The following is a 24,720-nucleotide window of genomic DNA, read 5'->3' as shown; positions in this document are numbered from 1 at the left end:
CCATACTAATTACCCGTGAGGCTTAACCATACAACACCCAAGAAGTGTTCTAAGGCTTGTAGCAAATACCAAGCGAACTACTTACGTCAGCTTTCACAGATTGAAGAATTTGCCTGGCGGCCATAGCGCCGTGGAACCACCTGATCCCATGCCGAACTCAGAAGTGAAACGCGGTAGCGCCGATGGTAGTGTGGCATTCGCCATGCGAGAGTAGGACACTGCCAGGCACCCAATACAAGAAACCCCGCTCATCGAGCGGGGTTTTTTATTGCCTGCAATTCATAAAGTCGTCTAATAACTGACCTTTTATTCCCTCTTCCTGTCGTTTTTACTCATAAAAACAGCGATGGCAGCGTAAAATAGCGCTTTATCTGGTCGGAGATAGCCCGTGTTTTGTCCAAAATGCGGCGATCAAACCCTGCAGAGCGTCAGCCCTAAAGAGTTTCGCTGTGGCTGCGGTTTTCATTTTTTCCAGAATGTGGCGACTGCGGTGATGGTGGCGCTTTGCTGGCAGGACGAGGTGCTGGTTGCGGTGAGAGCAGGCAATCCGGGCAAGGGGTTGCTGGATCTGCCGGGCGGATTTGTCGATCCCGGCGAGTCGCTGGAGGGGACACTGGTGCGCGAGTTGCAGGAGGAGCTGGGACTCGATGTCAGCGCTCATCCTTGTACCTATCTCGGTTCCTTCCCCAATATCTATCCCTACGATGGCATCACCTATCACACCTGTGACACCTTCTTTGCCATCAAGCTGAGTGAAAAACCTGTCATCCAGCCGGCTGACGATGTGGCCGCCTGTCAGTGGTTGAAGCTCAGCGATATCCCCTTGTCCCGTTTTGCTTTCGAGTCGACGCGCACCGCGATGGCGCGGTTGCTGCAATCCCCTTTGCAAGCCTGATCCCTGCTGATGATATGGGGATTGGCAGCGACCATACCTGTCTCATCCTTGTCCGCTTTTGTCCCGCAGAGGCCATTCGTCAGACGGTGAGTGGTATAGTCTGCAGTGGATCCGGATTCAAGGAGTATATCGTGAAGAAGATAGTTCTCATCTTGCTCGGCATCGCCGTGGCGGTCTTGCTGGCCATAGTGACGCTGATAAGCCTTATCGACCCCAATCAATTCAAGCCCCAACTGGCTGAACAGGTGCGCAAGAGCACAGGCCGGGAACTGGTGATGGCGGGGGAGATTGACTGGCGTTTCTGGCCGAGTCTCGGCCTCTCGCTGGAAAAGGTCGCCCTGCGCAATCCGGCCGGTTTTGCCGAGCCGGATCTGATTCGTTTCGAACAGGGGGAGGCCTCGGTGGCCCTGTTGCCGCTGCTCTCCCATCGTTTGGAGATCGGCAAGGTGACCCTGAGTGGCGCCCATCTCTTTATCCAGACCAAGGCGGATGGCAGCTCCAATCTGAGCGGACTGATCAATGATGCTGCTGCTGATGCAAGCGAACCGGTCGCTCCCGCAACCCCTGCCCCAACCGCTGATAGCAAGCCCTGGCAGATCAGCTTGCAGGGTGTCGCGCTCTCCCATGCCAGCGCGCTGGTGCAGGATGATCGCAGCAGCACCTCGCTGCGACTGGATCGCCTCGATCTCGATATGGGGCAGCTGGCCACCGGCCAGTGGGTGCCCGTGACTCTGGCCACCAAGGGGAGTGCCGACAAGCTCGCTTTCGACGTTAAAGGGCAGACCCAGATCAAGTTGGCGCAGGAGGTGATGGCCAGTGAACTGAAAGATCTGAGCCTCAGTGGCAGCCTGAGTGACCCGTCCCTGCGACTCGACAGTTTTTCCATCAAGGGGGACCGACTGGCCCTTGGTGAGTGGAGCAACCTCACGTTGGCGCTGAAGGGTGCCAAGGGTGAGGGGCAGCAAGCTTCACTGGCTGGCTCGCTGGAAGGAACACTCAAGGGAAGGCTCGATAAAGAGATGAAGCTGGCCGAGCTCTCCGATATGGTGCTGACCGCAGCGCTGGAAGGTGATGCGCTGCCACGCCCGCAGATGAAGCTGAAACTGGCCGGCTTTGCCCGCGCCGAGCTCGACAAGCAGTTGATTACCCTGAGCAAGCTGGTGATGAGTGCCGATGAGGCGCTGCTGAGTGGTGATGGAACCGTGCAGCTTGGCGCTGTTCCCTCGATCAGCTTCGATCTCAAGGGGGAGAAGCTGGATCTCGACAAATGGCTCGCCAAATCGGCACCGACCATGACCGCACAGGCGAAAGAGGACAAACCGGCGGTCGGTGCTTCCAATACCGCTGCAAGTGGCAATAAAGCGGCAACCGGCAAGAGCGAAGCCCTCTCCGCCGTTGAACCGGATCTGGGCGCGCTCAAAGGGCTGGATCTGGATGGTCGGCTGCAACTCGGCAGCCTGCGTCTGAAAGGGCTGGATCTCGGCGCTGTCGATCTGCAGGTGGCTCTGGCCAAGGGACTGCTGACGCTCAAACAGTTCAGCGCGACCGTGGCTGGCGGTCAGGTAAACGCGAAAGGGGTTCTCGACGCGCGCCAGCAGCCCGCCACCTACAAGGTGCACAAGCAGGTGGCCGGGGTGAACATTCGTCCCTTGCTGCAGACTCTGGCCCAGAGCGATCTGCTGGAGGGCAAGGGCGATCTCGATGTGCAGGTGCAGGGGCGTGGTCTCTCACCTCTGGCACTGCGCAACGGAATGCAGGGCAAGGTTACCTTGAAGCTGAGCGACGGCGCCCTGCATGGCATCAACCTGCCGGAGATGATCCGCGAGGCGCGGGCCACCCTCACCGGCAAGGGGGCCGAGCAGGTGAAGGAGGCGCGCAAGACCGACTTCAGCGCCCTCACCGCCAGCTTCCAGATTGCCGACGGCATCGCCCGCAGCAACGACATCCAGCTCTTTGCCCCGGCCTTGCGGGTCAAGGGGGATGGGCAGACGGCGCTGGTGCCGGAGAGCCTCGATTTCCTGTTCCTCACCTCCATCGTCGAGAGCAGCAAGGGACAGGGGGGCAAGACGGTGGACGAGCTGAAGGATATCACCATTCCGGTGCGCATCGGCGGTCACTGGCAGGCGCCGAGCTACCGGCTCGACGTGAAAGAGCTGCTTAGCAACAACAAGGTGCTGGAAGAGAAGGCCCGCAAGGAGGCCGAGCGGGGCCTGAAAAAAATGCTGGGGGACAAGGCTGACGACGAAGGGGTGAAGGGGGTGGCGGACCAGCTGCTCAAGGGGTTGTTCAAATAGCCAATCTTCCGTCGCTGTCATCAAGAGCCCGCCCCGTGCGGGCTCTTTGCTGTGGTGCCGTGCGTCATGGGACGAGGAGTGGTCGGCAACATGGGGTAATATGCGAAGCAGTCTTCGAAACCGGGAACCAGGAGGGTTCATGAACAAACGGGTGTTGATCTCGACCCGAGAGTGAATACAACAAGGGGCGCTATGGCGCCCCTTCTGCTTATTCTCCCAGCAACTGTTGCCAGACGGCGAGCACATGGCTGCGTTCGTTTTGCAGCTGATCGTCGCTCACCTTGCGGGAGATCTCCGAGAGGTTGAGGCGATGGCCGAGGTTGCGGATCTCCAGATAGGCCTGCTTCAGCCCCTCCGCCTGCTCCAGGGTCAGCACCCCCGCCATGACGCACTCGTCGAAGATGCGCACGTTATCGGACCAGCGGGTGAGGGCATCGGGCTCGCCGCAGGCGTGGGCCAGCACCAGATACTGGGCGATGAACTCGATATCTACCATGCCGCCGGGGGACTGCTTGAGATCGAACTCGCCAGACCCCGCCTTGAGCAGGTGGTCCCGCATCTTGTGGCGCATCTCGCGCACCTCGCGGGCCAGAGTCGGCAGCTCCCGTTCCCTGGCCAGCACATCGCGGCGGATGCGGGCAAACTCGGCAACGATGGCGTCATCGCCATAGATGGGGCGGGCCCGCACCAGCGCCTGATGTTCCCAGGTCCACGCCTCGTTTTGCTGATACTGCTCATAGGCCGAGAGGGACGAGACCAGCAGGCCGGAGTCGCCGGAGGGGCGCAGCCGCATATCGATCTCGTAGAGGATGCCGGACGGGGTGCGGGTGCTGAACAGGTGCAGGATCCGCTGTGCCAGACGCAGGTAGAACTGGCGGCTGTCGATGGGCTTGCGGCCATCTGTGTAGCTGTTGGGGTCACCGCCGTGCAGGAACACCAGATCGAGATCCGAGCCGTAACCGAGCTCGATGCCGCCCAGCTTGCCATAGGCCACCACCGCAAAGCTGCGCTGGCCGCTGGTTGCCACCTCGGGTGGCACCCCGTAGCGCTCGCTCATCTGGGCCCAGGCCTGATTGACCACCTCTTCGGTGATCGCCTCCGCCAGCCAGGTGAGGTGGTCGCTCACCTTCATCAGCGGCAGGGCGCCGGCGATGTCGGCCGCCACGATGCGCAGCAGCTGCACCTGCTTGAACTGGCGCAGCGCCTCCATCTGCTGTTCCACATCCTCTTCGGGGATGCGCAGCAGGAACTGGCGCAGCTGGGGCTTGTACTGATCGAGCGGGGTGGGGTGGTAGAGGTGCTGGGGATCGAGCAGTTCGTCCAGCAAAATGGGATAGCGGGCCAGCTGCTCGCTCACCAGATGGCTGGCGTCGCACAGCCGCACCAGCTGGCGCAGGGCGCCCGGGTTCTCCGCCAGCAGCTGCAGATAGGCGCTGCGGGTGAAGATGCGGGTCAGCAGCTCGCACACCCGCTCGAACAGGCGGGCAGGTTGCTCGCTGGCGACCACCAGTCGCAGCAGCTCCGGCATCAGCCAGTCCAGCGCGATGCGTCCCTGCGGCCCCACCTGACGGCGTTTGTACTCCTCCTTGAAGCGCAGCAGAGCGGCGCAGAGCGGGGCGGGTTCGGCCACCCCCTGCGCGGTCAGCAGTTTTTCCAGCTCGGCGGCGTCGAGCTCGGTGCGCCAGAGATCGAGCCAGAGCTGCTCCAGATGGGCGGGGGCCTCCTTCTCTTCCCCCACCACGGCGGCGAACTCCTGATGGACGGCGGCCATCTCCTCATCGAGATGAGCCATAAAGGCGTCCCAGTCGCCAAAACCTAGAGCAGCGATCAGCCGCTGGCGATCCCGCTCCTCGGTGGGCAGGGTCTGGGTCTGCTGATCGCCGATCTCCTGTAGGATGTTTTCGATCCGACGCAGGAAGCGGTACGCCACCAGCAAGCGGTCGCAATGCTCTGCCTCGAGGGCGCCGCACTGGGCGATGGCGGCCAGCGCCTCCGGCAGGTGACGCACCCGCAGTGCCGGTTCACGGCCGCCGCGAATAAGTTGCAGCGCCTGGGCGATAAACTCCACTTCACGGATGCCGCCAGCCCCCAGCTTGATGTTGCCCTCCAGCCCCTTGCGGCGCACCTCGGCAGCGATCATCGCTTTCATCTGGCGCAGGCCGTCGATGACGCCAAAGTCGATATAGCGGCGAAACACAAAGGGGCGCAGCATTTCGGCGAGCTCCACAGCGTGCTCGCACTGGGGCCCCAGTACCCGCGCCTTGACCATGGCGTAGCGCTCCCAGTTGCGGCCGTGATGCTGGTAGTAATCCTCCATGGCGGCGAAGGAGATGGCGAGCGGCCCCGCATCGCCAAAGGGGCGCAGTCGCATATCGACCCGGAACACCTGACCATCCTGCGTGGGCTGGTGGAGGGCGTTGATGATGCGCTGGCCCAGCTTGATGAAGAATTGCTGGTTGGCGAGCTCGCGTCGCCCGCCAACCGTGTAGCCGTTCTCGGGGAAGGTGAAGATAAGGTCGATATCCGAGGAGAAGTTGAGCTCGCCGCCCCCGAGCTTACCCATGCCGAGGATCAGTAGCGGTTGCGGATTACCGTTGCCATCCATCGGGGTGCCCAGCTCGCTGCACTGTTTGGCGTAGAGCCAGTCGCGAGCGGAGCAGATGAGGGCATCCGCCAGTTTGGTGAGGTGGATAAAGCTCTCTTCCACCGCCGCATGGCCCAGCAGCTCGCGCCAGGCGATCACCAGCATGCGGCTGCGGCGGAACTGGCGCAGGATACGCTTGAGCGCCTCTTCATCGCTTACCTCGGCGAGCAGGGCGGTCAGATCGCGCTGGTAGGCGGGCCAGCGTTCGGCCTGATCCAGTTCTCCGGAGGCGAGCAGTTCGGTCAGCAACTCGGGCTGTTTGAAGAGGGAGTCGGCGACAAAATCGGAGAGCCCAAGCAGGGTCAGCAGGGGCTGGCGAACGGGCTCGGGCTGGTTGCCATAGTCGGGGGCCAGTTCGATCAGCCGTTGCCACTGGCGCTCGGCCTGTTCTTGCAGCAAGGGGGAGAGGGCGGAGAAAGAGGGAGAATGCTGGGCCACGGTTGCCGTCCTTGTGGTTCACGACAGCGGGTTAACGACACGGGGTTAACAACGCTGCCGGTTCAAAATGGTGGTTGCCAATCTAGCACTGTCAGGCCCCCGCGTCACAGCGCAGGGGCGAGAAGCATGATCCAGAAAGGAAAATGGGTTGCTGGTGGGGATATGAAGAAAGGCCCCGCAGGGCCTTGCTGTCTATGCGCTGTGGTCACGCCAGCTTGAAGGACTGGATCTGGCTGTCGAGCTCCTTGCTGTGCTGCTCGACCAGCTCGGAGGCCTCTTGCAGTTCACGCAGCACCACGACGGAGCCTTCGGCGATCTGTTTGACCTGTTCCAGATTACCGCGCATCTCTTCGGCGACCGAGCTCTGCTGCTCGGAGGCGGCGGCGATGTGGCGGTTCATGTCGGCGACACCCTGTACCCGCTGCACTATGGTGGCGAGCTGGGTACCGGCCTGGGTCACCTGTTCCACCCCCTTGTCGGCCTGCTGTACGCTTTGGGCCATCAGTTCGCCAGCTTGGTGGGCATTGCCCTGCAGCTGTTCGATCATCTTCTGGATCTCGACGGTGGCGGCCTGAGCCCGGTTGGCCAGCTCACGCACTTCGGAGGCCACCACGGCAAAGCCACGACCCGCTTCACCGGCGCGAGCCGCTTCGATGGCGGCGTTCAGTGCCAGCAGGTTGGTCTGTTCCGAGATGCCGCGAATGGTGTCGACTACCGAGCCAATGCGCTCGACCCCCTGCTCCACCTCGTTGACCACGGTGGCGGAGCGCTGGATGTTGCCGGAGAGGGTGTCTATGGTGCTGACGGTGTCGGCGACGCAGCGGCTCCCCTCTTCCGCCAGCTGGCTGGTTTCGGCGGTGGCGTGAGAGGCCTGATCCGCATGGGCGGCCACTTCGCGAATGGCGCCGACCATCTGGCTCATGGCGCTGGCCAGCTGTTCGATCTGGGTGAACTCTTCGTTGATCGCTTCGTTGGCCTCTTCCATGCAAAGGGTCACCTGGGAGGCGATGTCGTTGAGCTCCTTGCAGGCGGCGCGCTGGTTGCCAAACACCTCTTTGAGGTTCTCCTGCGAGTGGGAGACCGCCTTGGCGATGTCACCGAATTCGTCACGAGACTTGAGCAGTACCTTGTGGCTGAGGTCCCGCTTGGCGAAGCGCTCCAGCAGGCCCACCAGATAGTGCACCTGCTTGACCATCAGGCGGGAGCCGGTGAGCAGCAGGATCACGAACAGCAGCCCCATGATGGCGGTCTCCATCAGACCGGTCCAGAGCAGGCGATTGGAGATCGCATCCGCCTTGGCGGGATCGAGCCCTTCGCTGAGCAGGGTCGCTTCCAGATTGTTGGCGTCAAACCAGAGTTTTGTCAGTAGCAGGAGGGTACTGAACACCATCAGCAGCACCACTTTGGGTACCAACCGGATGTTGCTCATTCTTTTCTCCAGCAGGTTCAGCTGCATTGTCATTCTCCTTTTAAAAGCCGTTTTTTCCTTTGCCCTCAGGACTATCGGCATTATCTTCTCTTTTATTAATTTGCACTGTGCTTAAAGTTGGAAAATGTATGCGACATCACTTAACTCATCTGCGGGCGATGGATCTGCTGATGGCATTTTTGTCGATTATCTCGGTTGTGCTGGTGACGGCCCGCTGGTGGGGCCATGAGAGCCTGACACCACAGACTCTGCAGCTCTTCTATGACCTCGACAGTCTGATCTGCTACTTCTTCCTCGCGCACTTTGCTTATGGCTGGATCCGGGCCTCTGATCGCAAGGCCTATTTCAAGGCCAACTGGATCTATCTGCCGGGTAGCCTGCCGATGGCGGAGCAGCTGCGCTGGGCGCGGTTGATCCAGCTGTGGCGGGTCTATCAGCTGTTCAAGGAGCACCCGGATCTCTGGGCCATGTTCCGTCGCGAGCGCAACGAGACCACCCTCTCCGGCATCCTGTTTCTGTTCTTCCTGCTGCTGGGGGTGGGCTCCGGCGTCATGTACTGGATTGAGTCAGGCCAGCCCGGCAGCCAGATTGAGACACCCTATGACGCGTTCTGGTGGACGCTGGTGACCCTCTCGACAGTGGGTTACGGGGATCTGGTGCCCAAGACAGAGGAGGGGCGGTTTGTCGCCAGCCTGCTGATCCTGTTCGGGGTCGGTCTGTTCGGTGCCATCAGCGGTTTCATGGCCAGCCTGTTTTTGCAGCCCAACAAGGGGGATGGCGAGACCGACAAGTGGCGTCATCACTACAACAACCAGCAAGAGGAGCTGCTGCGGGAGATCCGCGCCCTGCGCAGCGAGGTGCAGGAGCTGAAAAACAAGTGAGGCCGCGGACGGGCAAGTTGCGAGGTGACTCGCAACTCTGCGCTCTTTAATCCGGGGGAGGTGCTTTTTCTTTGCTTGTCCTTTAACCTGCTGGCGGCTTAACATTCAACCTCTTGTCCAAACCTGAAAAAGAGAATCGATCGACCATGCGCGCCCTTCTCGGGATTTTGATCTGCTTGTGTGCCCAACAGGCACTGGCCGATACCCGTTATGTTTCAGACAACATCTTTACCTATATCCACAATGGCCCGGGTACCCAGTACCGGATCCTTGGCAGCGTCAAGGCTGGTGAACCGCTGGAGGTAAAGGCGGTGAACAGCGAGGCCGGTTTCACCCAGGTGGTGGACGGTCGTGGCCGCGAGGGGTGGATCAAAAACAGCGAACTGCAGAGCCAGATCAGCCTGCGCGAGCGCCTGCCCCAGGTGGAAAAAGAGCGCGATGAGCTTAAAGATCGCCTGCAGAACCTTAACGGTGACAACGAGAAACGCTTCACCGAGAAGGATGGCCAGATCGCTGCCCAGAGCAAGGAGATCGCCGCCCTCAAGGCCCAGCTGGTCAGTCAGGGTGAGGAGATGAGCAATCTCAAAGAGCAGAATGATGCCCTGACCCAGAGCTACGACAACCAGGAGCACGACATGCAGATGGACTGGTTTATCCGTGGTGGTGCCATGGTGGGTGCCGGTATCCTGCTCGGCATCCTGCTGCCGATGCTGCCCCGTCGTCGCAGCCGCGGCGATCGCTGGATGAACTGACAGCATCTGGCTGAATGAATTGCTGAGAAGGGTCGCCGTGGCGGCCCTTCTTTTTTTTTGGGCGCATTGGGCGGAATGCGTGACTGCTTTGCGATAGAGCGGCGGCAGATCGTATACAAAATGAAGTCAGATGACCCTCACGCTTGCTGGCGTATTGGCTTCAAAAGGGAATTCATGGGGGGAATGAGCGATCTTTGTTAAGAGTGGCAACAAATTCATTTCATATAGGGTGCAACATTGTATACATTATCGGCGTTTCGGCGGCGCGTCCGCCTTTGTCGATATCAGCCCTAGGGCGTACAGGAAGACCCCATATGTTCAAAGCTACTCAAGTGCTTGCCGCTGACTATATCCCCTCCGATCTGGCCGCCCTGCGCGAAGCCATCACCCAGAACTATGTGGTGGATGAAAATGCCTATCTGGCCGAACTGTCGGCCATGCTGCCGGGGGATGGCGCCTCGCTGGAGCAGGTGACCCAGCGTGCCCGTACCCTGGTGACCAAGGTGCGCAAGGAGAGCGGCTCCGGTGACGGTATCGACGCCTTCCTGCAGGAGTACAGCCTGGATACCCAGGAGGGGATCATCCTGATGTGTCTGGCCGAGGCGCTGCTGCGCATTCCCGATGCCGAGACCGCCGACGCCCTGATCAAGGACAAGCTCTCCGGCGCCAACTGGTCATCCCATTTCCGCAAGAGCGACTCTACTCTGGTCAACGCCTCCACCTGGGGGCTGATGCTGACCGGCAAGATCATCAAGCTCGACAAAAAGCTCGACGGCAACCCGGCCAACCTGCTGGGGCGCATGGTCAACAAGCTGGGGGAGCCGGTGGTGCGATCCGCCATGTATGCCGCCATGAAGATCATGGGCAAGCAGTTCGTGCTGGGGCGCGACATGAAGGAGGCCCTCAAGGCGAGCCGCAAATCCCGCGAGCTGGGCTACACCCACACCTACGACATGCTGGGTGAGTCGGCGCTGACCATGCAGGATGCCGACAAGTATCTGGCCGATTACCGCAACGCCATCGAGGCGGTGGGCAATGAACGCATTAGCGACGGCGGCCCGGCCCCCTCCATCTCCATCAAGCTCTCGGCACTGCATCCGCGCTATGACGTGGCCAACCGCGCGCGGGTGCTTGGCGAGATGTGCGAGCGACTGGTGGGGCTGGTGCGTCTCGCCCGCGACAAGGATGTGGCCATCAGCATCGATGCCGAAGAGATGGACCGCCTCGAGCTGTCGCTGGATCTGTTCGAGCAGCTGTACCGCTCCGACGCCAACCGTGGTTGGGGCAAACTCGGCATGGTGGTGCAGGCCTACTCCAAGCGCGCCCTGCCGGTACTCTGCTGGCTCACCGAACTGGCCCGCGAGCAGGGTGACCTCATTCCGGTTCGCTTGGTAAAAGGCGCCTACTGGGACAGCGAACTGAAATATGCCCAGCAGGCGGGCCTGCCCGGCTACCCGCTGTTTACCCGCAAGGCGGGTACCGATATCTCCTACCTCGCCTGCGCCCGCTACCTGCTGAGCGAGCCGACCCGCGGCTTTATCGCTCCCCAGTTTGCCACCCACAACGCCAATACCGTGGTCAGCATTCTGGAGATGGCTGGCGATCGCCAGTTTGAATTCCAGCGTCTGCACGGTATGGGGGAGGAGCTGCACAACGCCGTGCTAAACGACAATCCCGGCCTGCACTGCCGCATCTATGCGCCGGTCGGCGCGCACAAGGATCTGCTGCCCTATCTGGTGCGCCGCCTGCTGGAGAACGGGGCCAACACCTCCTTCGTTCACAAGCTGGTGGATCCCAATACCCCGGTGGACTCGCTGGCCGAGCACCCGCTGCGCACCCTCAAGCGCTACTCCGGCTTTGCCAACGACCGCATTCCCCAACCGGTGAACCTGTTCAGCGACCGCAAGAACTCCAGCGGCGTCAACATGAACATTCTCTCCATCCAGCGTCCCTTCTTCGCCCGCTTGAAAGAGCTGGAGAGCAAGCAGTGGCTGGCAGGGCCCATCGTCGATGGTGAGACCCTCAAGCGCAGCGAAGCCCGCATCGTGCTGAGCCCGCAGGATGTGAGCCTCACCGTCGGCAAGATCCACTGGGCTGACGAGCAGGCGGTGGAGCAGGCCTTGGCATCTGCTCACGCTGCCTTCCCGCGCTGGCGTGAAACCCCGGTGAGCGAGCGGGCCGCCGCGCTGGAGAAGCTGGCGTATCTGCTGGAAGCGAACCGCGAGCAGTTTGTCTCCCTCTGTACCCGCGAAGCGGGCAAGCTGCTGCAAGATGGCATCGACGAGGTGCGTGAAGCGGTCGATTTCTGCCGCTACTACGCGGTGCAGGCCCGCAGCCTGATGGGGCAGGCGACCCTGCTGCCCGGTTATACCGGCGAGCAGAACGAGCTGTTCCTGCAGGGGCGCGGGGTGTTTGTCTGCATCAGCCCGTGGAACTTCCCGCTGGCGATCTTTCTCGGCCAAATCGCCGCTGCGCTGGCCACCGGCAATACCGTCATCGCCAAGCCTGCCGAGCAGACCGGTCTTATCGCCCATCTGGCTGTGACGCTGGCCCATCAGGCCGGTATTCCGGGTGACGTGCTGCAACTGCTGCCCGGTGACGGTGCCACCGTCGGTGCCAAGTTGACAGCGGATCCGCGCATCGGCGGCGTCTGCTTCACCGGCTCCACCGAGACCGCCAAGCTGATCAATATGACCCTGGCCCAGCGCGATGGCGCCATTCTGCCGCTTATCGCCGAGACCGGTGGCCAGAACGCCATGATCGTCGACTCCACCGCCCTGCCGGAGCAGGTGGTACGCGACGTGGTGAGCGCCGCCTTCCAGAGCGCCGGTCAGCGCTGCTCGGCCCTGCGTGTGCTCTACCTGCAGGAGGAGATCGCCGAGCGGGTGCTGGAGATCCTCACCGGCGCCATGCAGGAGCTCAAAGTGGGCAACCCGGCCGAGCATAATACCGACGTCGGCCCGGTGATCGATGCCGATGCCAAGGCCGGTCTCGATGCCCACCTCGCCTACATGATCCCTCGTGCTCGCCTGATCGCGCAGGCGCCGATGCCAGCCGCGACCATGGAGGGACACTTCGTCCAGCCGACCGCGCTGGAGATTGGCTCCATCCGCGAGCTGGTGAAGGAGCAGTTCGGCCCCATCCTGCACGTGGTGCGCTACGCCACCCGGGATCTGGACAAGGTGATCAGCGACATCAACGGCACTGGTTACGGCCTGACGCTGGGGATCCACAGCCGCAACGAATCCCACGCGGAGGAGCTGGCGAGCCGCATCAACGTGGGCAACGTCTACATCAACCGCAACCAGATCGGCGCCATGGTCGGGGTGCAGCCGTTCGGCGGCCAGGGGCTCTCCGGCACCGGCCCCAAGGCGGGTGGCCCCCACTACCTGAGCCGCTTCGTCACCGAAAAAACTCGCACCATCAACACCACTGCAGTGGGCGGCAACGCCTCCCTGCTGGCGATGGGCGATGCCTGATCCGCGTCGATAGAGGCCGGATACGGGATACCGGATAACAACGGGCCGCCTTCGGGCGGCCTCTTTATTTGCACCATCCGTTTTTTACGAATGGGACAATCGGCCACGGCGGGGTCGTCAGCGACCCGTGCCGGTCGTAAGATGGGAGCCATTCGTGCGGCGTTTGCCCCTTGGTCGGCCAGCCGTGGTCAGGGTTTTGTTTTAACGAGAGTGTTTATCTGATGTCATTAACCGAACAAGCCCGCTGGTTCGTGCTGGGGGGCGATCATCTGGTACTGCTCGATCAGCAGGGAGAGGTGCCACAAGGAAGTAAAGCGTGCCTGCCCACAGCGCTGGCTGACGCCCATTTCGAGCGTTTCGACGAGTGGCAGGGGCTGCCCTGCTATCTGCTGGATCTGGGGGCTGAGGCCGCCACGACTATGATGGCCCCCCTGCGCCAGCTGATGGTGGCGGGGGACGAGGAGGGCTTTCGTCTCGCCGGCCGTGCCTGGCAGCTCGCCACTTTCCGCCGGACCCACCGTTTCTGCGGCGAGTGCGGCGCCCCCATGACCCCGAAGGCGGGGGAGTGGGCGCAGGTGTGCCACCACGGCCATACAGTCTATCCGCGCATCTCCCCCTGCATTATCGTAGCGGTACGCAAGGGGCCGGAGATCCTGCTGGCAGCCCATCGCCGTCACTATCAGGCGGACGATCCCATGTATACCGTGCTGGCCGGCTTCGTGGAGGCGGGAGAGAACCTTGAGCAGTGCGTGGCACGGGAGGTGTTCGAGGAGAGCGGCATCCGGGTGCGCAATGTGCGCTATGTGGCGAGCCAGCCCTGGCCCTTCCCCCACAGCCTGATGATGGGCTTTACCGCCGACTACGAGAGCGGCGAGATCAAGGTGCAGGATGACGAACTGGTGGCCGCCGCTTTCTTTGCCGCCGACCGGCTGCCGCGTTTGCCGCCCCACGGCACCATTGCCAGGCGGCTGATCGAGTTGTCACTGGCTGGCGAGGGGTAACGAGGCGCTTATCTTTTCGCCAATCTTTTTGCACTTCTTGTTACAAGCGGGGCGGTCAGGTTTGCGCCCCTTCACATCTTTGCAACCGCGCGTCCATTTGCCACGTTTTGGGCAGTCCGATCCGGTGGGCAAAGTGGTATTATGGCCGCCATTTTATGCGTGATACGAACTCAGGAACTGGGATGAAAGAGCTGAAGAACGATCGATACCTGCGCGCCCTGCTGCGTCAGGACGTGGACATGACCCCGGTATGGATGATGCGCCAGGCAGGGCGCTATCTGCCGGAATACAAGGCGACTCGCGCCCAGGCGGGGGATTTCATGTCTCTGTGCCGCAATGCCGAGCTGGCCTGTGAAGTCACCCTGCAGCCGCTGCGCCGCTACCCGCTCGATGCCGCCATCCTCTTCTCCGACATCCTCACCGTGCCCGATGCCATGGGGCTGGGTCTCTACTTCGAGCAGGGTGAAGGCCCGCGCTTCGAGCGTCCGATCACCTCCATGGCCGATGTGCAGGCGCTGCCGATCCCGGATCCGGAAGATGAGCTGGGCTACGTGATGAACGCGGTGCGCACCATCCGCCGCGAGCTGAAGGGCGAAGTGCCGCTCATCGGCTTCTCCGGCAGCCCATGGACCTTGGCCACCTACATGGTGGAGGGGGGCAGCTCCAAGGCGTTCACCAAGATCAAGCAGATGATGTACGCAGAGCCGCAAACCCTGCACCTGCTGCTCGACAAGTTGGCCGACAGCGTGATTGCTTACCTCAACGCCCAGATCAAGGCGGGTGCGCAGGCTGTCATGGTGTTCGACACCTGGGGCGGCGTGCTCACCCCGCGCGACTACCGCGATTTCTCCCTGCAGTACATGCATAAGATTGTTGATGGCCTGATCCGCGAGCACGACGGTCGCCGTGTGCCGGTCACCCTGTTCACCAAGAACGGTGGTCAGTGGTTGGAGCAGATCGCTGCCACCGGTTGCGATGCGCTGGGTCTGGACTGGACCACCGACATCGCCGACGCCAAGCGTCGGGTCGGCGACAAGGTGGCGCTGCAGGGCAACATGGATCCCTCCATGCTCTACGCCACCCCGGCTCGCATCCGTGAAGAGGTTGCCTCCATTCTGGCCGGTTTCGGTCATGGCAATGGTCACGTATTCAACCTCGGCCACGGCATCCATCAGGATGTGAACCCGGAACATGCCGGTGTGTTCGTCAACGCGGTACACGAGCTCTCCGCCCAGTACCATGGTCGCTAAGGCCGGGGCGAGAGAAGAAGAGTGTGTTTGAAATCCGGGGCCGTCAGGCCCCGTTTTACATTGAAAAAGGCGCCGTGACGACGAGAGCGTGGCGGCCGTGCAGGAGGCAAGATGAGCAGCAAGTCACTGGATTGGGGTATCGATCTTGGTGGTACCAAGTGTGAATGCGTGGTGCTGGATGGCGACGAGGTGCTGCTGCGCCACCGCATCCCCACCGAGCGGGCGGGCGGTTATGAGCACATGATCGGCCAGATCGCCAAACTGGTAGCTGAGTGTGCCGAGAAGATTGGCCAGCGCCCGACCGTCATCGGCATGGGCACGCCGGGGGCGCGGGATCCGCAGACCGGCCTGATGAAGAACTGCAACACCACCGAGCTCAACGGCAAGCCGTTCAAGGAGGATCTGGAGCGCAAGCTGGGCGTGCCGGTGCTGATCGCCAACGACGCCAACTGCTTCGCGCTGGCAGAAACCCATCTCGGTGCAGTGCGCCAGCACCATCCCGATGCGAAAGTGGTGTTCGGCATCATCATGGGCACCGGGGTCGGCTCCGGCATCGTCATCAACGGCCAGATCCTCAACGGCCACCACGGCATCGCCGGTGAGTGGGGCCACAACGTGCTTTCCCCTGATGGCCCCGAGTGCTACTGCGGCAAGCGTGGCTGCGTCGAGACCCTGATCAGCGGTCCGGCGCTGGAGGCCTGGTACGAAGCGAAGGCCAAGCGCCACCTCTCGCTCGCCCAAATCGCGGCCGCCACGGCTCACGATCATGTGGCCAAGCTCACCATCGACCGACTGCATCTGCTGTTTGGTCAGGCGCTGGCCAACGTGGTCAATATTCTCGACCCGGATGTGATCGTCATCGGTGGTGGGGTGGGCAATGTGCAGACCCTCTACAGCGCCGGACGGCAGACAATTTTGCCCTTCCTCTTTAATCCCCGTTTCAGTGCCCCCATTATTGCTCCTGCCCTTGGTGACAGTGCCGGGGTATTCGGGGCCGCACTGCTGGCCCGCGGTGAATTCAAGGAGGCCCTGCTGTCGTAGCTGGGGCTCCCGGGCGGCCGGTGTGCCGCCCTGTTGCAGGTTCAAGGAAACGGATTCTCGATGATCAAGATTGCCATCAATGGTTACGGGCGGATCGGTCGCAACGTGTTGCGAGCCCTCTATGAAAGCGGGCGCGACAAGACCATCAAGATCGTCGCCATCAACGAGCTGGCGGCCCCCGAGGCCATGGTGCACCTGACCCGTTACGATACCAGTCACGGTCGCTTCCACCATCCGGTGCAACTGGCGGGCAACAGCATGCTGGTGGGGGAGGATCTCATCTCCCTTTTTGCCGAGCGGGATCCGTCAAAGCTGCCGTGGCGGGCGCTGGGGGTGGATGTGGTGCTCGATTGCACCGGGGTGTTTGGCTCGCGGGCCGATGCCGAGCGGCATCTGGCTGCGGGGGCGGGCAAGGTGCTCTTCTCCCACCCGGCGGATGCGGATGTGGATGCCACCGTGGTCTACGGGGTCAACCATCATACCCTCACCGGAGCGGAGCGGATTGTCTCCAACGCCTCCTGTACCACCAACTGCGTGGTGCCGGTGATTGAAACATTGCATCGAGAATTCGAGATAAATTGTGGTACTATTACGACAATTCATTCGGCCATGCATGATCAGCAAGTCATCGATGCCTACCACAGTGACTTGCGCCGAACCCGCGCTGCCAGTCAGTCCATCATTCCGGTGGATACCAAGCTGGCAAAGGGGCTAGAGCGTATCCTGCCCCACTTCGCCGGCAAGTTCGAGGCGATTGCGGTGCGGGTGCCGACCATCAATGTAACAGCGATGGATCTCAGTATTACTGTTCGTAAAAAAGTGACAGTTACTGACGTAAATCAAGCCCTGCAACGGGCATCCAGAGGTACATTACACGGTATTCTGGATTACACGGAAGAACCTCTGGTCTCCGTAGACTTCAATCATGATGCACACTCCTGCATCATTGATGGTACCCAGACCCGGGTTAGCGATGCCAACCTCGTCAAGATGTTGATGTGGTGCGATAACGAATGGGGCTTCGCAAACCGGATGCTGGATACCACCCGGGCCATGATGGCCGCAGGCTGAGCCTGCCCCGGGCGAAAGGTTACTGTTTTTAACATTACCTGGAAAATATAGAGGACTGAATATGTCTGTTATCAAGATGACTGACCTGGATCTGGCGGGTAAACGCGTTCTGATCCGTGCTGACCTGAACGTACCGGTAAAAGACGGCAAGGTCACCTCCGATGCACGTATCGTTGCGACTCTGCCGACCATCAAGCTGGCTCTGGAAAAGGGCGCCAAGCTGATGATCACCTCCCACCTGGGTCGTCCGACCGAGGGTGAATACAACGAAGAATTCTCCCTGGCTCCGGTTGTCAACTATCTGAAAGACGCTCTGTCCTGCCCGGTTCGCCTGGCCAAGGATTACCTGGATGGCGTAGAAGTCGCTGCCGGTGAGCTGGTTGTGCTGGAAAACTGCCGCTTCAACAAAGGCGAGAAGAAGAACACCGAAGAGCTGGCCAAAAAATACGCCGCCCTGTGTGACGTCTTTGTAATGGATGCGTTCGGTACTGCTCACCGCGCCGAAGGTTCCACCTACGGTGTTGCACAGTTCGCTCCGGTCGCCTGTGCCGGTCCGCTGCTGGCGGGTGAACTGGAAGCGCTGGGCAAAGCCATGCTGAAGCCCGAGCGCCCGATGGTTGCCATCGTTGGCGGCTCCAAGGTCTCCACCAAGCTGACCGTTCTGGAGTCCCTCTCCAAGATCGCTGACCAGCTGGTTGTCGGTGGTGGCATCGCCAACACCTTCATCGCTGCTGCCGGTCACAACGTCGGCAAGTCCCTGTGCGAGCACGACCTGATCGACACCGCCAAGAAACTGGCTGCCGAGACCAACATTCCTGTGACCACCGACGTGGTTGTAGGTGCCGAGTTCTCCGAGTCCACTCCGGCGACCATCAAGTCCGTCTCTGACGTGACCGACGGCGACATGATCTTCGACATCGGCCCGGATTCTGCCAAGGCCCTGGCTGACATCATCATGAACGCCAAGACCATCCTGTGGAACGGCCCGGTTGGTGTATTCGAGTTCGACCAGTTTGCTGAAGGCACCAAGGTTATCGCTGAAGCCATCGCTGCTTCTCCGGCCTTCTCCATCGCTGGCGGTGGTGACACCCTGGCTGCTATCGACAAGTTCGGCATCGCTGACAAAGTCTCCTACATCTCCACTGGCGGCGGCGCCTTCCTGGAGTTCGTAGAAGGTAAGGTACTGCCGGCTGTTGCGATTCTGGAACAGCGCGCCAAAGCCTAATTGACCCGGAACGGGGGGCAAAAGCCTCCCGTTTCGTTTATCATGTGCCCGCTGTGCCGGTTCATGATGAACCCCCATTTTTTATTAACGGCATACGAGACAGGACGATTAAACATGTCTAAGAAAATTTTCGACTTCGTAAAACCCGGCGTGATCACTGGTGATGACGTTCAGAAAGTGTTCGCCATCGCTAAAGAGAACGGCTTTGCTCTGCCGGCCGTAAACTGCGTTGGTACCGACTCCGTTAACGCCGTACTGGAAGCTGCCGCCAAGGTTAAAGCGCCGGTTATCGTTCAGTTCTCCAACGGTGGTGCCGTGTTCACCGCCGGTAAGGGTCTGAAGCTGGAAGGTCAGAAAGCTGCCATCCTGGGTGCCATCTCTGGTGCCAAGCACGTTCACGCTGTTGCCGAAGCCTACGGCGTGCCGGTAATCCTGCACACCGACCACGCTGCCAAGAAGCTGCTGCCGTGGATCGACGGTCTGCTGGAAGCGGGCGAGAAGCACTTTGCTGAAACCGGCAAGCCGCTGTTCTCCTCCCACATGCTGGATCTGTCCGAAGAGTCTCTGGAAGAGAACATCGACATCTGCTGCGAGTACCTGACCCGCATGGCCAAGATGAACATGACTCTGGAGCTGGAACTGGGTTGCACCGGTGGCGAAGAAGACGGCGTCGACAACAGCCACATGGATCAGTCCGCTCTGTACACCCAGCCGGAAGATGTTGCCTACGCTTACGAGCGTCTGTCCAAGATCAGCCCGCGTTTCACCATCGCTGCCTCCTTCGGTAACGTACACGGTGTATACAAGCCGGGTAACGTCAAGCTGACCCCGTCCATCCTGGACGCTTCCCAGAAGTACGTTTCCGAGAAGTTCGGCGTTCCAGCCAAGTCTCTGGACTTCGTATTCCACGGTGGTTCAGGTTCCACTCTGGAAGAGATCCGCGAGTCCATCTCCTACGGCGTAGTGAAGATGAACATCGACACCGACACCCAGTGGGCAACCTGGGAAGGTCTGCTGAACTTCTACAAGAAGAACGAAGCTTACCTGCAAGGCCAGCTGGGCAACCCGGAAGGCGCCGACAAGCCGAACAAGAAGTACTACGATCCGCGCGTATGGCTGCGTGAAGGTCAGACTTCCATGATCGCTCGTCTGGAGAAAGCATTCTCCGACCTGAACGCCATCGACGTACTGTAATTCGTTACAGCACCTTGATTGCATGAAAAGGCGCCCTTCGGGGCGCCTTTTGCATTTCTGTGATCCGCACCGGTTGGTGAGTGGAGGAGGAACTGGGTATTATCGAAACAACTTTGCTTATTTTATTAAACAATTTGCAACCAAGGCAGGATGCTGAGTATGCAGGCAGGAAAGCACAACGGATATCAGGAGCACGTCGCCTCCTACTACGCGGCCACCCGCAATGACTCGCAACAGTGGCCCGAGCTGGAGGGGGAGCACAAGGCTGACGTCTGCATCATCGGCGGCGGTTTTACCGGTCTCAATACCGCCATCAATCTGGCTGAGGCCGGTTACAAGGTCGCCTTGCTGGAGGCCAACCGCATCGGCTGGGGCGCCTCCGGGCGCAACGGCGGTCAGCTTATTCGCGGTATCGGCCACGATACCAGCCAGTTTGCCCGCTGGATTGGTGAGGAGGGGGTGCGCGAGCTCGATCTGATGGGGTTGGAGGCGGTGCAACTGGTACGCGAGCGGGTCGAGCGTTTCAAGATCGAGTGCGATCTCACCTGGGGCTACTGCGATCTGGCCACCCGTCAGCGTCATCTGGCTGGCTTCGAGGAGGATCTCGACCATCTGGCGAGCCTCGGCTATGAGCACGAACTCAAGCTGGTACCGCGGGAAGATATCCATAGCGTGGTGGGATCGGATCGCTATATCGGCGGCCTTATCGACATGGGCTCCGGCCATCTCCATCCCCTCAATCTGGCGCTCGGCGAGGCGCGCGCCGCCGCCAGCCTCGGGGTCTCCCTGTTTGAACACTCCCGAGTGACCCATATCGACTATGGCAAGCAGGTCGAGGTGACCACGGCTCATGGCCGGGTTACCGCCGATTATCTGGTAATCAGTTGCAACGCCTATCTCAACGACCTCAATCCGGAGCTGGGGGGGCGGGTGCTGCCTGCCGGTTCCTACATCCTCGCCACCGAGGTGCTCGATCGCCGCTTGCGCCAGAGATTGCTGCCGCAAAACATGGCGGTGTGCGATCAGAATGTGGCGCTCGACTACTACCGCCTCTCTGCCGATGGCCGCCTGCTGTTTGGCGGCGCCTGCAACTACTCGGGAAGGGATCCCCGCGATATCAAGGCCTTTATGTTGCCCAAGCTGCTGCGAGTCTTCCCCGAGCTGGCTGGCACTGCCATCGAGTTTCAGTGGGGCGGCATGATAGGCATAGGGGCCAACCGGCTGCCGCAGATTGGCCGCTTGAAGGAATACCCAAACGTGCTATACGCCCAGGCCTATTCGGGTCACGGTCTCAACGCTACCCATATGGCGGGCAAGCTGGTGGCCGAGGCGATCCGCGGCGAGAGCCGGGGCTTCGATCTCTTTGCCAGCGTGCCCCATATCACCTTCCCCGGCGGCCCGGCGCTGCGCTCCCCGCTGCTGGCACTGGGAATGTTGTGGCACCGGATGAAGGATATCTTCTGACCCCCATTGTCAGCCTGTGCAGTGATGGCTGAACGTGGCCCCTTTTTGCCAACCCCTTGTTTATAGCGGGTTGGCACTATCGTTCCGCCTGATAGACCAAAAGATGCATTCGCGCCAATCCCTTCCGGTTGGCGCTATCTTTTAGGTGTGAGAGCGGTTATCTGCCAAGGGGACGAGGGTGTGTCTGCTTGCCGGAATACTTGCCGAGAAAGAGCTGAGGACGGGGAGAGGAGGGCCAAGATGGAGATAAATGTGGTCGCGTCAGGCGGGCTCAGCCCGCTGGCGCAACGGCAGGGTTCTCCCGCCGTGCAGGCACAGGGGCGGGCTGCGACTTCACCATCAACGGGCAGTGACAGCCTGGTGCGCGACCTTGGCGCTGTGCTGGATGAGCTGGGGCTGTCACCGCAAGGGGAGAGCAGCGGCGGTGGCACTGTTTCAATCAGAGATTCGCTGGAAGCGTTCATCAACACCATGATGGGCTCCCTGCAACAGCAGCAGGAGCAACAGTTGGCATTGCAGCAACAACAGCGGCAAGAGCAGGAACAGCGCAAACTCGCCATCGCCGACAGCAGCGAAAACCCGCTCAAGCGGGATCTAGAGCGCCTGCTGGAGACGCTGGAGCAACAGGGCGGACAGGAAAAAGAGAGCGAGCAAGGAGCCGAGCGTGAAGCGGTCAATCCCTTGCAGAGCCAGCTGACCAAGCTGCTGGAGAGCAGCGGTGCGGCAGAGAGAGGGGGCACCCTCAAGGAGGTGCTGTCAGGGTTGGCCAGCAAGCTGCCGAACGAACCTGCCGAGCGAAAAGGGTATCGGGTCGATACCCAGGTTTGAGCTGGTTGGCAACGGCAGGAGAGTCGTTGCAGAGCATAAGGGGCGGAAAGCGCTTCATTGGGCCGGTTCCGCCAGCCGCCAGCCCTGTTCGTCCTTCATCATCCACACCTCGGCCTCTTGTGGCAGCACCTGGCCCGCCTCGAACTCACCATATTTGCGCTCGAGCTCCATCAGCCCCATCTCCTGCTGGAAGGGGCCAACCCGGTCGTAGACCAGGTCCTCGTCGTGTAACACCTGCAACTGATCGAGCCCCTGCTTGAAGTGGAGCTGGTAACTCACCTTGACCAGATAGACCCCCTCCATCCGCTCCTCCTTGCCGAGGATGGTGAAGTCGCTGATATCGAACAGGTTGGCGTCTGTCTCGGCCAGCAGCTTGGCGGTGACCTGCTGGCGGATATCCTCTTCACCGGGCCCTGCACTGCAGCCATAAAGCCAGAGGGCTAGCAGGGGGATGAACCACTTTTTCATCAAAACTCCGGACGGGCGAGACAATCGAAGGGCAAATTCTGCCATGCTGCCGGTCATATACAAGGGATTGCCAGAAAAATCAGTGCGTAACGCATGAGGCGGCCCCTGCCTGTCGACAGGGGCACCGTTGGTCAGCGTAGCTGATCAAGTTTGCCCAGAAACTCGGCAGGCCCCATAAAACCGGTGACCCGCAGCCCTGTCAGCTCCTTGCCCTCGCGGTCGAAGAAGATGAGGGTCGGCAGTCCCAGCACATTGAGGCCGTTGAGCAGCTCGATATCGGTATCGTCGTTGGCGGTGACATCCGCCTGCAGCAGCACCATCTGGCCGAAGCGCTCCCTCACCGCGGGGTCGCTGAAGGTCTTGTGCTCGAACTCTTTGCAGGCGACGCACCAGTCCGCGTAGAGGTCGAGCAGCACCGGTTTGCCACGGGCGGCGGCCAGTTGCACCTTGAGATCATCCAGCGTCTTGACGCGGATAAACTGCGGTGCCGTTTGACCGGCATCCGCCGTGATGGCAGCAGGGGGGGCCGGTTGCAGCAGATCCTTGCCCACTACCACGGCGCTGATCATCGCCAGCAACAGTACGAAGCCGCGCACGCTTCTGGCCACCGAGTGGGGCTGGTGCTGGTTGTGGTGATAGAGATAGCCGCACAGCAGCAGCCCCCAGCCGAGCCAAGCGAGAGTAGCAATCTGATCGCTCCAGAGCCGTGACAGCAGCAGGATCGGCACTGCCAGCAGGGCAAAACCAAACAGCTGCTTGATCACATCCATCCAGGCGCCTGCTTTGGGCAGCAGCTTGCCACCCGAGGTGCCGAGCAGCAGCAGCGGCAGACCCATCCCCAGTGACAGCGCATAGAGGGCCGCCCCGCCGAGCCAGAGATCGCCGCTCTGGGCCACGTAGATCAGCGCCCCCGAGAGCGGCGCCGTGGTGCAGGGGGAGCAGACCAGCCCGGAGATCATCCCCATGATGGCGACCCCGACTACTGAGCCCCCCTGCTGGCGGTTGGAGAGACCGGAGAGCCGGGTTTGCAAACTGCTCGGCAGTTGCAGGGTGTAGAGTCCGAACATGGAGAGGGCTAGCAGCACGAACATCACCGAGAGGCCGATCAGCACATAGGGGTGTTGCAGCGCCGCCTGGAATTTCAGACCTGCCGAGGCCACTACCAGCCCAAGCAAGGTGTAGGTGACCGCCATCCCCTGCACATAGACCAGGGAGAGCAGGAAGGCGCGACCGGTGGAGAGGCGATGGCCGGCACCGGCGATGATGCCGGTCAGAATGGGATACATGGGGAAGACGCAGGGGGTGAAGGCGAGCCCCAGCCCCAGCGCGAAGAAGGCGACGATGCTGAGCCAGAACCCCTGATGTCCGAGGGCGGCGGCCAGCTGATCCTGCTGGCTAACCGGTGCGACGCTTTGTGCCGTTTCCGCAGTGGATGCTGTGGTTGCCGTGACCAGCGGGGCCACATCGATCAGCTTGTCGGTCGGCGGATAGCAGAGGCCGTCGGTGCAGCCCTGATAGCGCACCCGCAGGGTGGCATTTTCCCCCACCGCCTTTAGCGGCACCGCGATGCTCACCTGCTGGTAGTAGACCCGGGTCTTGCCGAAGAAGTCATCCTCGTGCTCGGTGCCTTCCGGCAGGGTCGGCTCGCTGAAGGTGAGGTTGTTCCCCTTGAAGCGCAGGCTATGGCGATAGAGGTAGTAGTCGTCGGCGATGTGGAGGGTCAGCAGCAGCTGATCGCCACGCTGTTCGCTCTCGATCTGAAAGGCCTCATCGACCTGCAAAAATTTGGGTTTGGCATTTGCTTCAATGCCCAGCGAGCTGAGCAGATCGGCGCCGCTGGCGTGGGCAGGGGAGCTGCCCACCGCTGTCGTCAACAGGGCACAGAGCAGCAACAGGGGAGAGAGCAAGCGGGTGAATGTCATTCGGTCTCCCCATTGAGCCAGTCGAGATAGGCGGGTAGTCCGGCACTCACCGGCAGGGCCAGCAGCTCGGGAACCTCATAGGGGTGATTGGTTTGAATACATGCCTGCAGCTCGGCAAAGAGTAGCTGGCGGGATTTGATGATGAGCTGGATCTCGGTGGCGCGCTCCACCTTGCCTTGCCAACGATAGACGGAGGTAATGCCCGGCAGTTGATTGATGCAGGCGGCCAGCCGCTGGTTCAGCAGCTGTTCGCAGAGAAGGTCGGCACTGGTTTGATCTGGGCAGGTGCAGAGCACCACAATGGCGTCGGTCATAAAGCGGATCTTCACCTCGTTGGGGTAAACCGGGCAGGCGCCCTTGCCGTCTCATCCCTGTCTGCGGATGAAGGTGAAAAAAGCGCCTGAAAATCAGCGGCTACTATACCCCAGAGCCGCTTCAAATAGC

The 24,720-nt window shown here is 61.1% G+C and carries 18 protein-coding genes and 1 rRNA gene; 14 read left to right on the top strand and 5 right to left on the bottom strand.

Annotation, left to right across the window (positions count from 1 at the left end):
- Positions 1 to 112 precede the first annotated feature (112 nt).
- The 3 genes from rrf to AB5Y90_RS08575 all read left to right on the top strand — a co-directional run bounded on the left by rrf (position 113) and on the right by AB5Y90_RS08575 (position 3,189).
- A 5S ribosomal RNA gene (gene rrf, locus AB5Y90_RS08585) occupies positions 113 to 227 on the top strand.
- A gap of 161 nt (positions 228 to 388) precedes the next feature.
- A complete protein-coding gene (locus tag AB5Y90_RS08580; protein WP_368166801.1) occupies positions 389 to 895 on the top strand; it encodes an NUDIX domain-containing protein in 507 nt (168 codons plus the stop codon).
- A 131-nt stretch (positions 896 to 1,026) separates the two neighbouring features.
- Entirely contained in the window at positions 1,027 to 3,189 is a 2,163-nt protein-coding gene (locus tag AB5Y90_RS08575; protein ID WP_368166800.1) for an AsmA family protein, read from the top strand.
- Between the two features lie 208 nt (positions 3,190 to 3,397).
- Here the strand turns inward: AB5Y90_RS08575 and glnE are convergent, their stop codons facing one another.
- On the bottom strand, positions 3,398 to 6,271 hold the full coding sequence (gene glnE, locus AB5Y90_RS08570) for a bifunctional [glutamate--ammonia ligase]-adenylyl-L-tyrosine phosphorylase/[glutamate--ammonia-ligase] adenylyltransferase (protein ID WP_368166799.1): 2,874 nt from the start codon (positions 6,269 to 6,271) through the stop codon (positions 3,398 to 3,400).
- Positions 6,272 to 6,476: 205 nt separating this feature from the next.
- Positions 6,477 to 7,727 (bottom strand): methyl-accepting chemotaxis protein, encoded by a 1,251-nt coding sequence (locus tag AB5Y90_RS08565; RefSeq protein WP_005362726.1) that lies wholly within the window; start codon positions 7,725 to 7,727, stop codon positions 6,477 to 6,479.
- Positions 7,728 to 7,828: 101 nt separating this feature from the next.
- Here AB5Y90_RS08565 and AB5Y90_RS08560 point away from each other — a divergent pair, with 101 nt between their 5' ends.
- From AB5Y90_RS08560 to AB5Y90_RS08510, 11 genes are all read left to right on the top strand, one after another.
- Positions 7,829 to 8,581 (top strand): potassium channel family protein, encoded by a 753-nt coding sequence (locus tag AB5Y90_RS08560; protein ID WP_005354446.1) that lies wholly within the window; start codon positions 7,829 to 7,831, stop codon positions 8,579 to 8,581.
- 146 nt (positions 8,582 to 8,727) lie between these two features.
- Positions 8,728 to 9,333, top strand: a complete 606-nt coding sequence (locus AB5Y90_RS08555) for a TIGR04211 family SH3 domain-containing protein (RefSeq protein ID WP_005335443.1) — start codon at positions 8,728 to 8,730, stop codon at positions 9,331 to 9,333.
- 314 nt (positions 9,334 to 9,647) lie between these two features.
- On the top strand, positions 9,648 to 12,812 hold the full coding sequence (gene putA / locus AB5Y90_RS08550; RefSeq protein ID WP_368166798.1) for a bifunctional proline dehydrogenase/L-glutamate gamma-semialdehyde dehydrogenase PutA: 3,165 nt from the start codon (positions 9,648 to 9,650) through the stop codon (positions 12,810 to 12,812).
- 221 nt (positions 12,813 to 13,033) lie between these two features.
- Positions 13,034 to 13,813 (top strand): NAD(+) diphosphatase, encoded by a 780-nt coding sequence (nudC, locus tag AB5Y90_RS08545; RefSeq protein WP_368166797.1) that lies wholly within the window; start codon positions 13,034 to 13,036, stop codon positions 13,811 to 13,813.
- Between the two features lie 182 nt (positions 13,814 to 13,995).
- The gene (gene hemE / locus AB5Y90_RS08540; protein WP_005335440.1) at positions 13,996 to 15,063 is read left to right on the top strand and encodes a uroporphyrinogen decarboxylase; all 1,068 of its coding nucleotides are present in this window, start codon (positions 13,996 to 13,998) and stop codon (positions 15,061 to 15,063) included.
- Between the two features lie 111 nt (positions 15,064 to 15,174).
- The gene (locus AB5Y90_RS08535) at positions 15,175 to 16,104 is read left to right on the top strand and encodes an ROK family protein (RefSeq protein ID WP_368166796.1); all 930 of its coding nucleotides are present in this window, start codon (positions 15,175 to 15,177) and stop codon (positions 16,102 to 16,104) included.
- Positions 16,105 to 16,164: 60 nt separating this feature from the next.
- Positions 16,165 to 17,175 carry an erythrose-4-phosphate dehydrogenase gene (gene epd, locus AB5Y90_RS08530; RefSeq protein ID WP_368166795.1) on the top strand — a complete coding sequence of 337 codons (1,011 nt, stop codon included), beginning with the start codon at positions 16,165 to 16,167 and terminating at the stop codon, positions 17,173 to 17,175.
- A 61-nt stretch (positions 17,176 to 17,236) separates the two neighbouring features.
- Positions 17,237 to 18,400, top strand: coding sequence for a phosphoglycerate kinase (locus AB5Y90_RS08525; RefSeq protein WP_005335436.1), 1,164 nt, complete (start codon positions 17,237 to 17,239; stop codon positions 18,398 to 18,400).
- A 114-nt stretch (positions 18,401 to 18,514) separates the two neighbouring features.
- Positions 18,515 to 19,594, top strand: a complete 1,080-nt coding sequence (gene fbaA / locus AB5Y90_RS08520; RefSeq protein WP_005340963.1) for a class II fructose-bisphosphate aldolase — start codon at positions 18,515 to 18,517, stop codon at positions 19,592 to 19,594.
- A 159-nt stretch (positions 19,595 to 19,753) separates the two neighbouring features.
- Positions 19,754 to 21,058, top strand: coding sequence for an NAD(P)/FAD-dependent oxidoreductase (locus tag AB5Y90_RS08515; RefSeq protein WP_368166794.1), 1,305 nt, complete (start codon positions 19,754 to 19,756; stop codon positions 21,056 to 21,058).
- Between the two features lie 240 nt (positions 21,059 to 21,298).
- On the top strand, positions 21,299 to 21,886 hold the full coding sequence (locus AB5Y90_RS08510) for a hypothetical protein (RefSeq protein ID WP_368166793.1): 588 nt from the start codon (positions 21,299 to 21,301) through the stop codon (positions 21,884 to 21,886).
- 54 nt (positions 21,887 to 21,940) lie between these two features.
- Here AB5Y90_RS08510 and AB5Y90_RS08505 read toward each other — a convergent pair whose 3' ends face one another.
- The 3 genes from AB5Y90_RS08505 to cutA form a co-directional block, all read right to left on the bottom strand.
- Positions 21,941 to 22,354, bottom strand: a complete 414-nt coding sequence (locus AB5Y90_RS08505; protein WP_042080037.1) for a hypothetical protein — start codon at positions 22,352 to 22,354, stop codon at positions 21,941 to 21,943.
- Between the two features lie 131 nt (positions 22,355 to 22,485).
- Positions 22,486 to 24,276 (bottom strand): protein-disulfide reductase DsbD, encoded by a 1,791-nt coding sequence (locus tag AB5Y90_RS08500; protein ID WP_368166792.1) that lies wholly within the window; start codon positions 24,274 to 24,276, stop codon positions 22,486 to 22,488.
- Positions 24,273 to 24,590, bottom strand: a complete 318-nt coding sequence (gene cutA, locus AB5Y90_RS08495; RefSeq protein ID WP_368166791.1) for a divalent-cation tolerance protein CutA — start codon at positions 24,588 to 24,590, stop codon at positions 24,273 to 24,275. The genes AB5Y90_RS08500 and cutA overlap by 4 nt, the downstream gene beginning before the upstream one ends.
- Positions 24,591 to 24,720 lie beyond the last annotated feature (130 nt).

Origin of the sequence: Aeromonas sp. R4-1, assembly GCF_040908325.1 — a bacterium.
In the GTDB taxonomy this organism is placed as follows: domain Bacteria; phylum Pseudomonadota; class Gammaproteobacteria; order Enterobacterales; family Aeromonadaceae; genus Aeromonas; species Aeromonas veronii.
The sequence above is the reverse complement of the archived record's forward strand: the minus strand, read 5'-3'. Positions and strand labels throughout refer to the sequence as shown.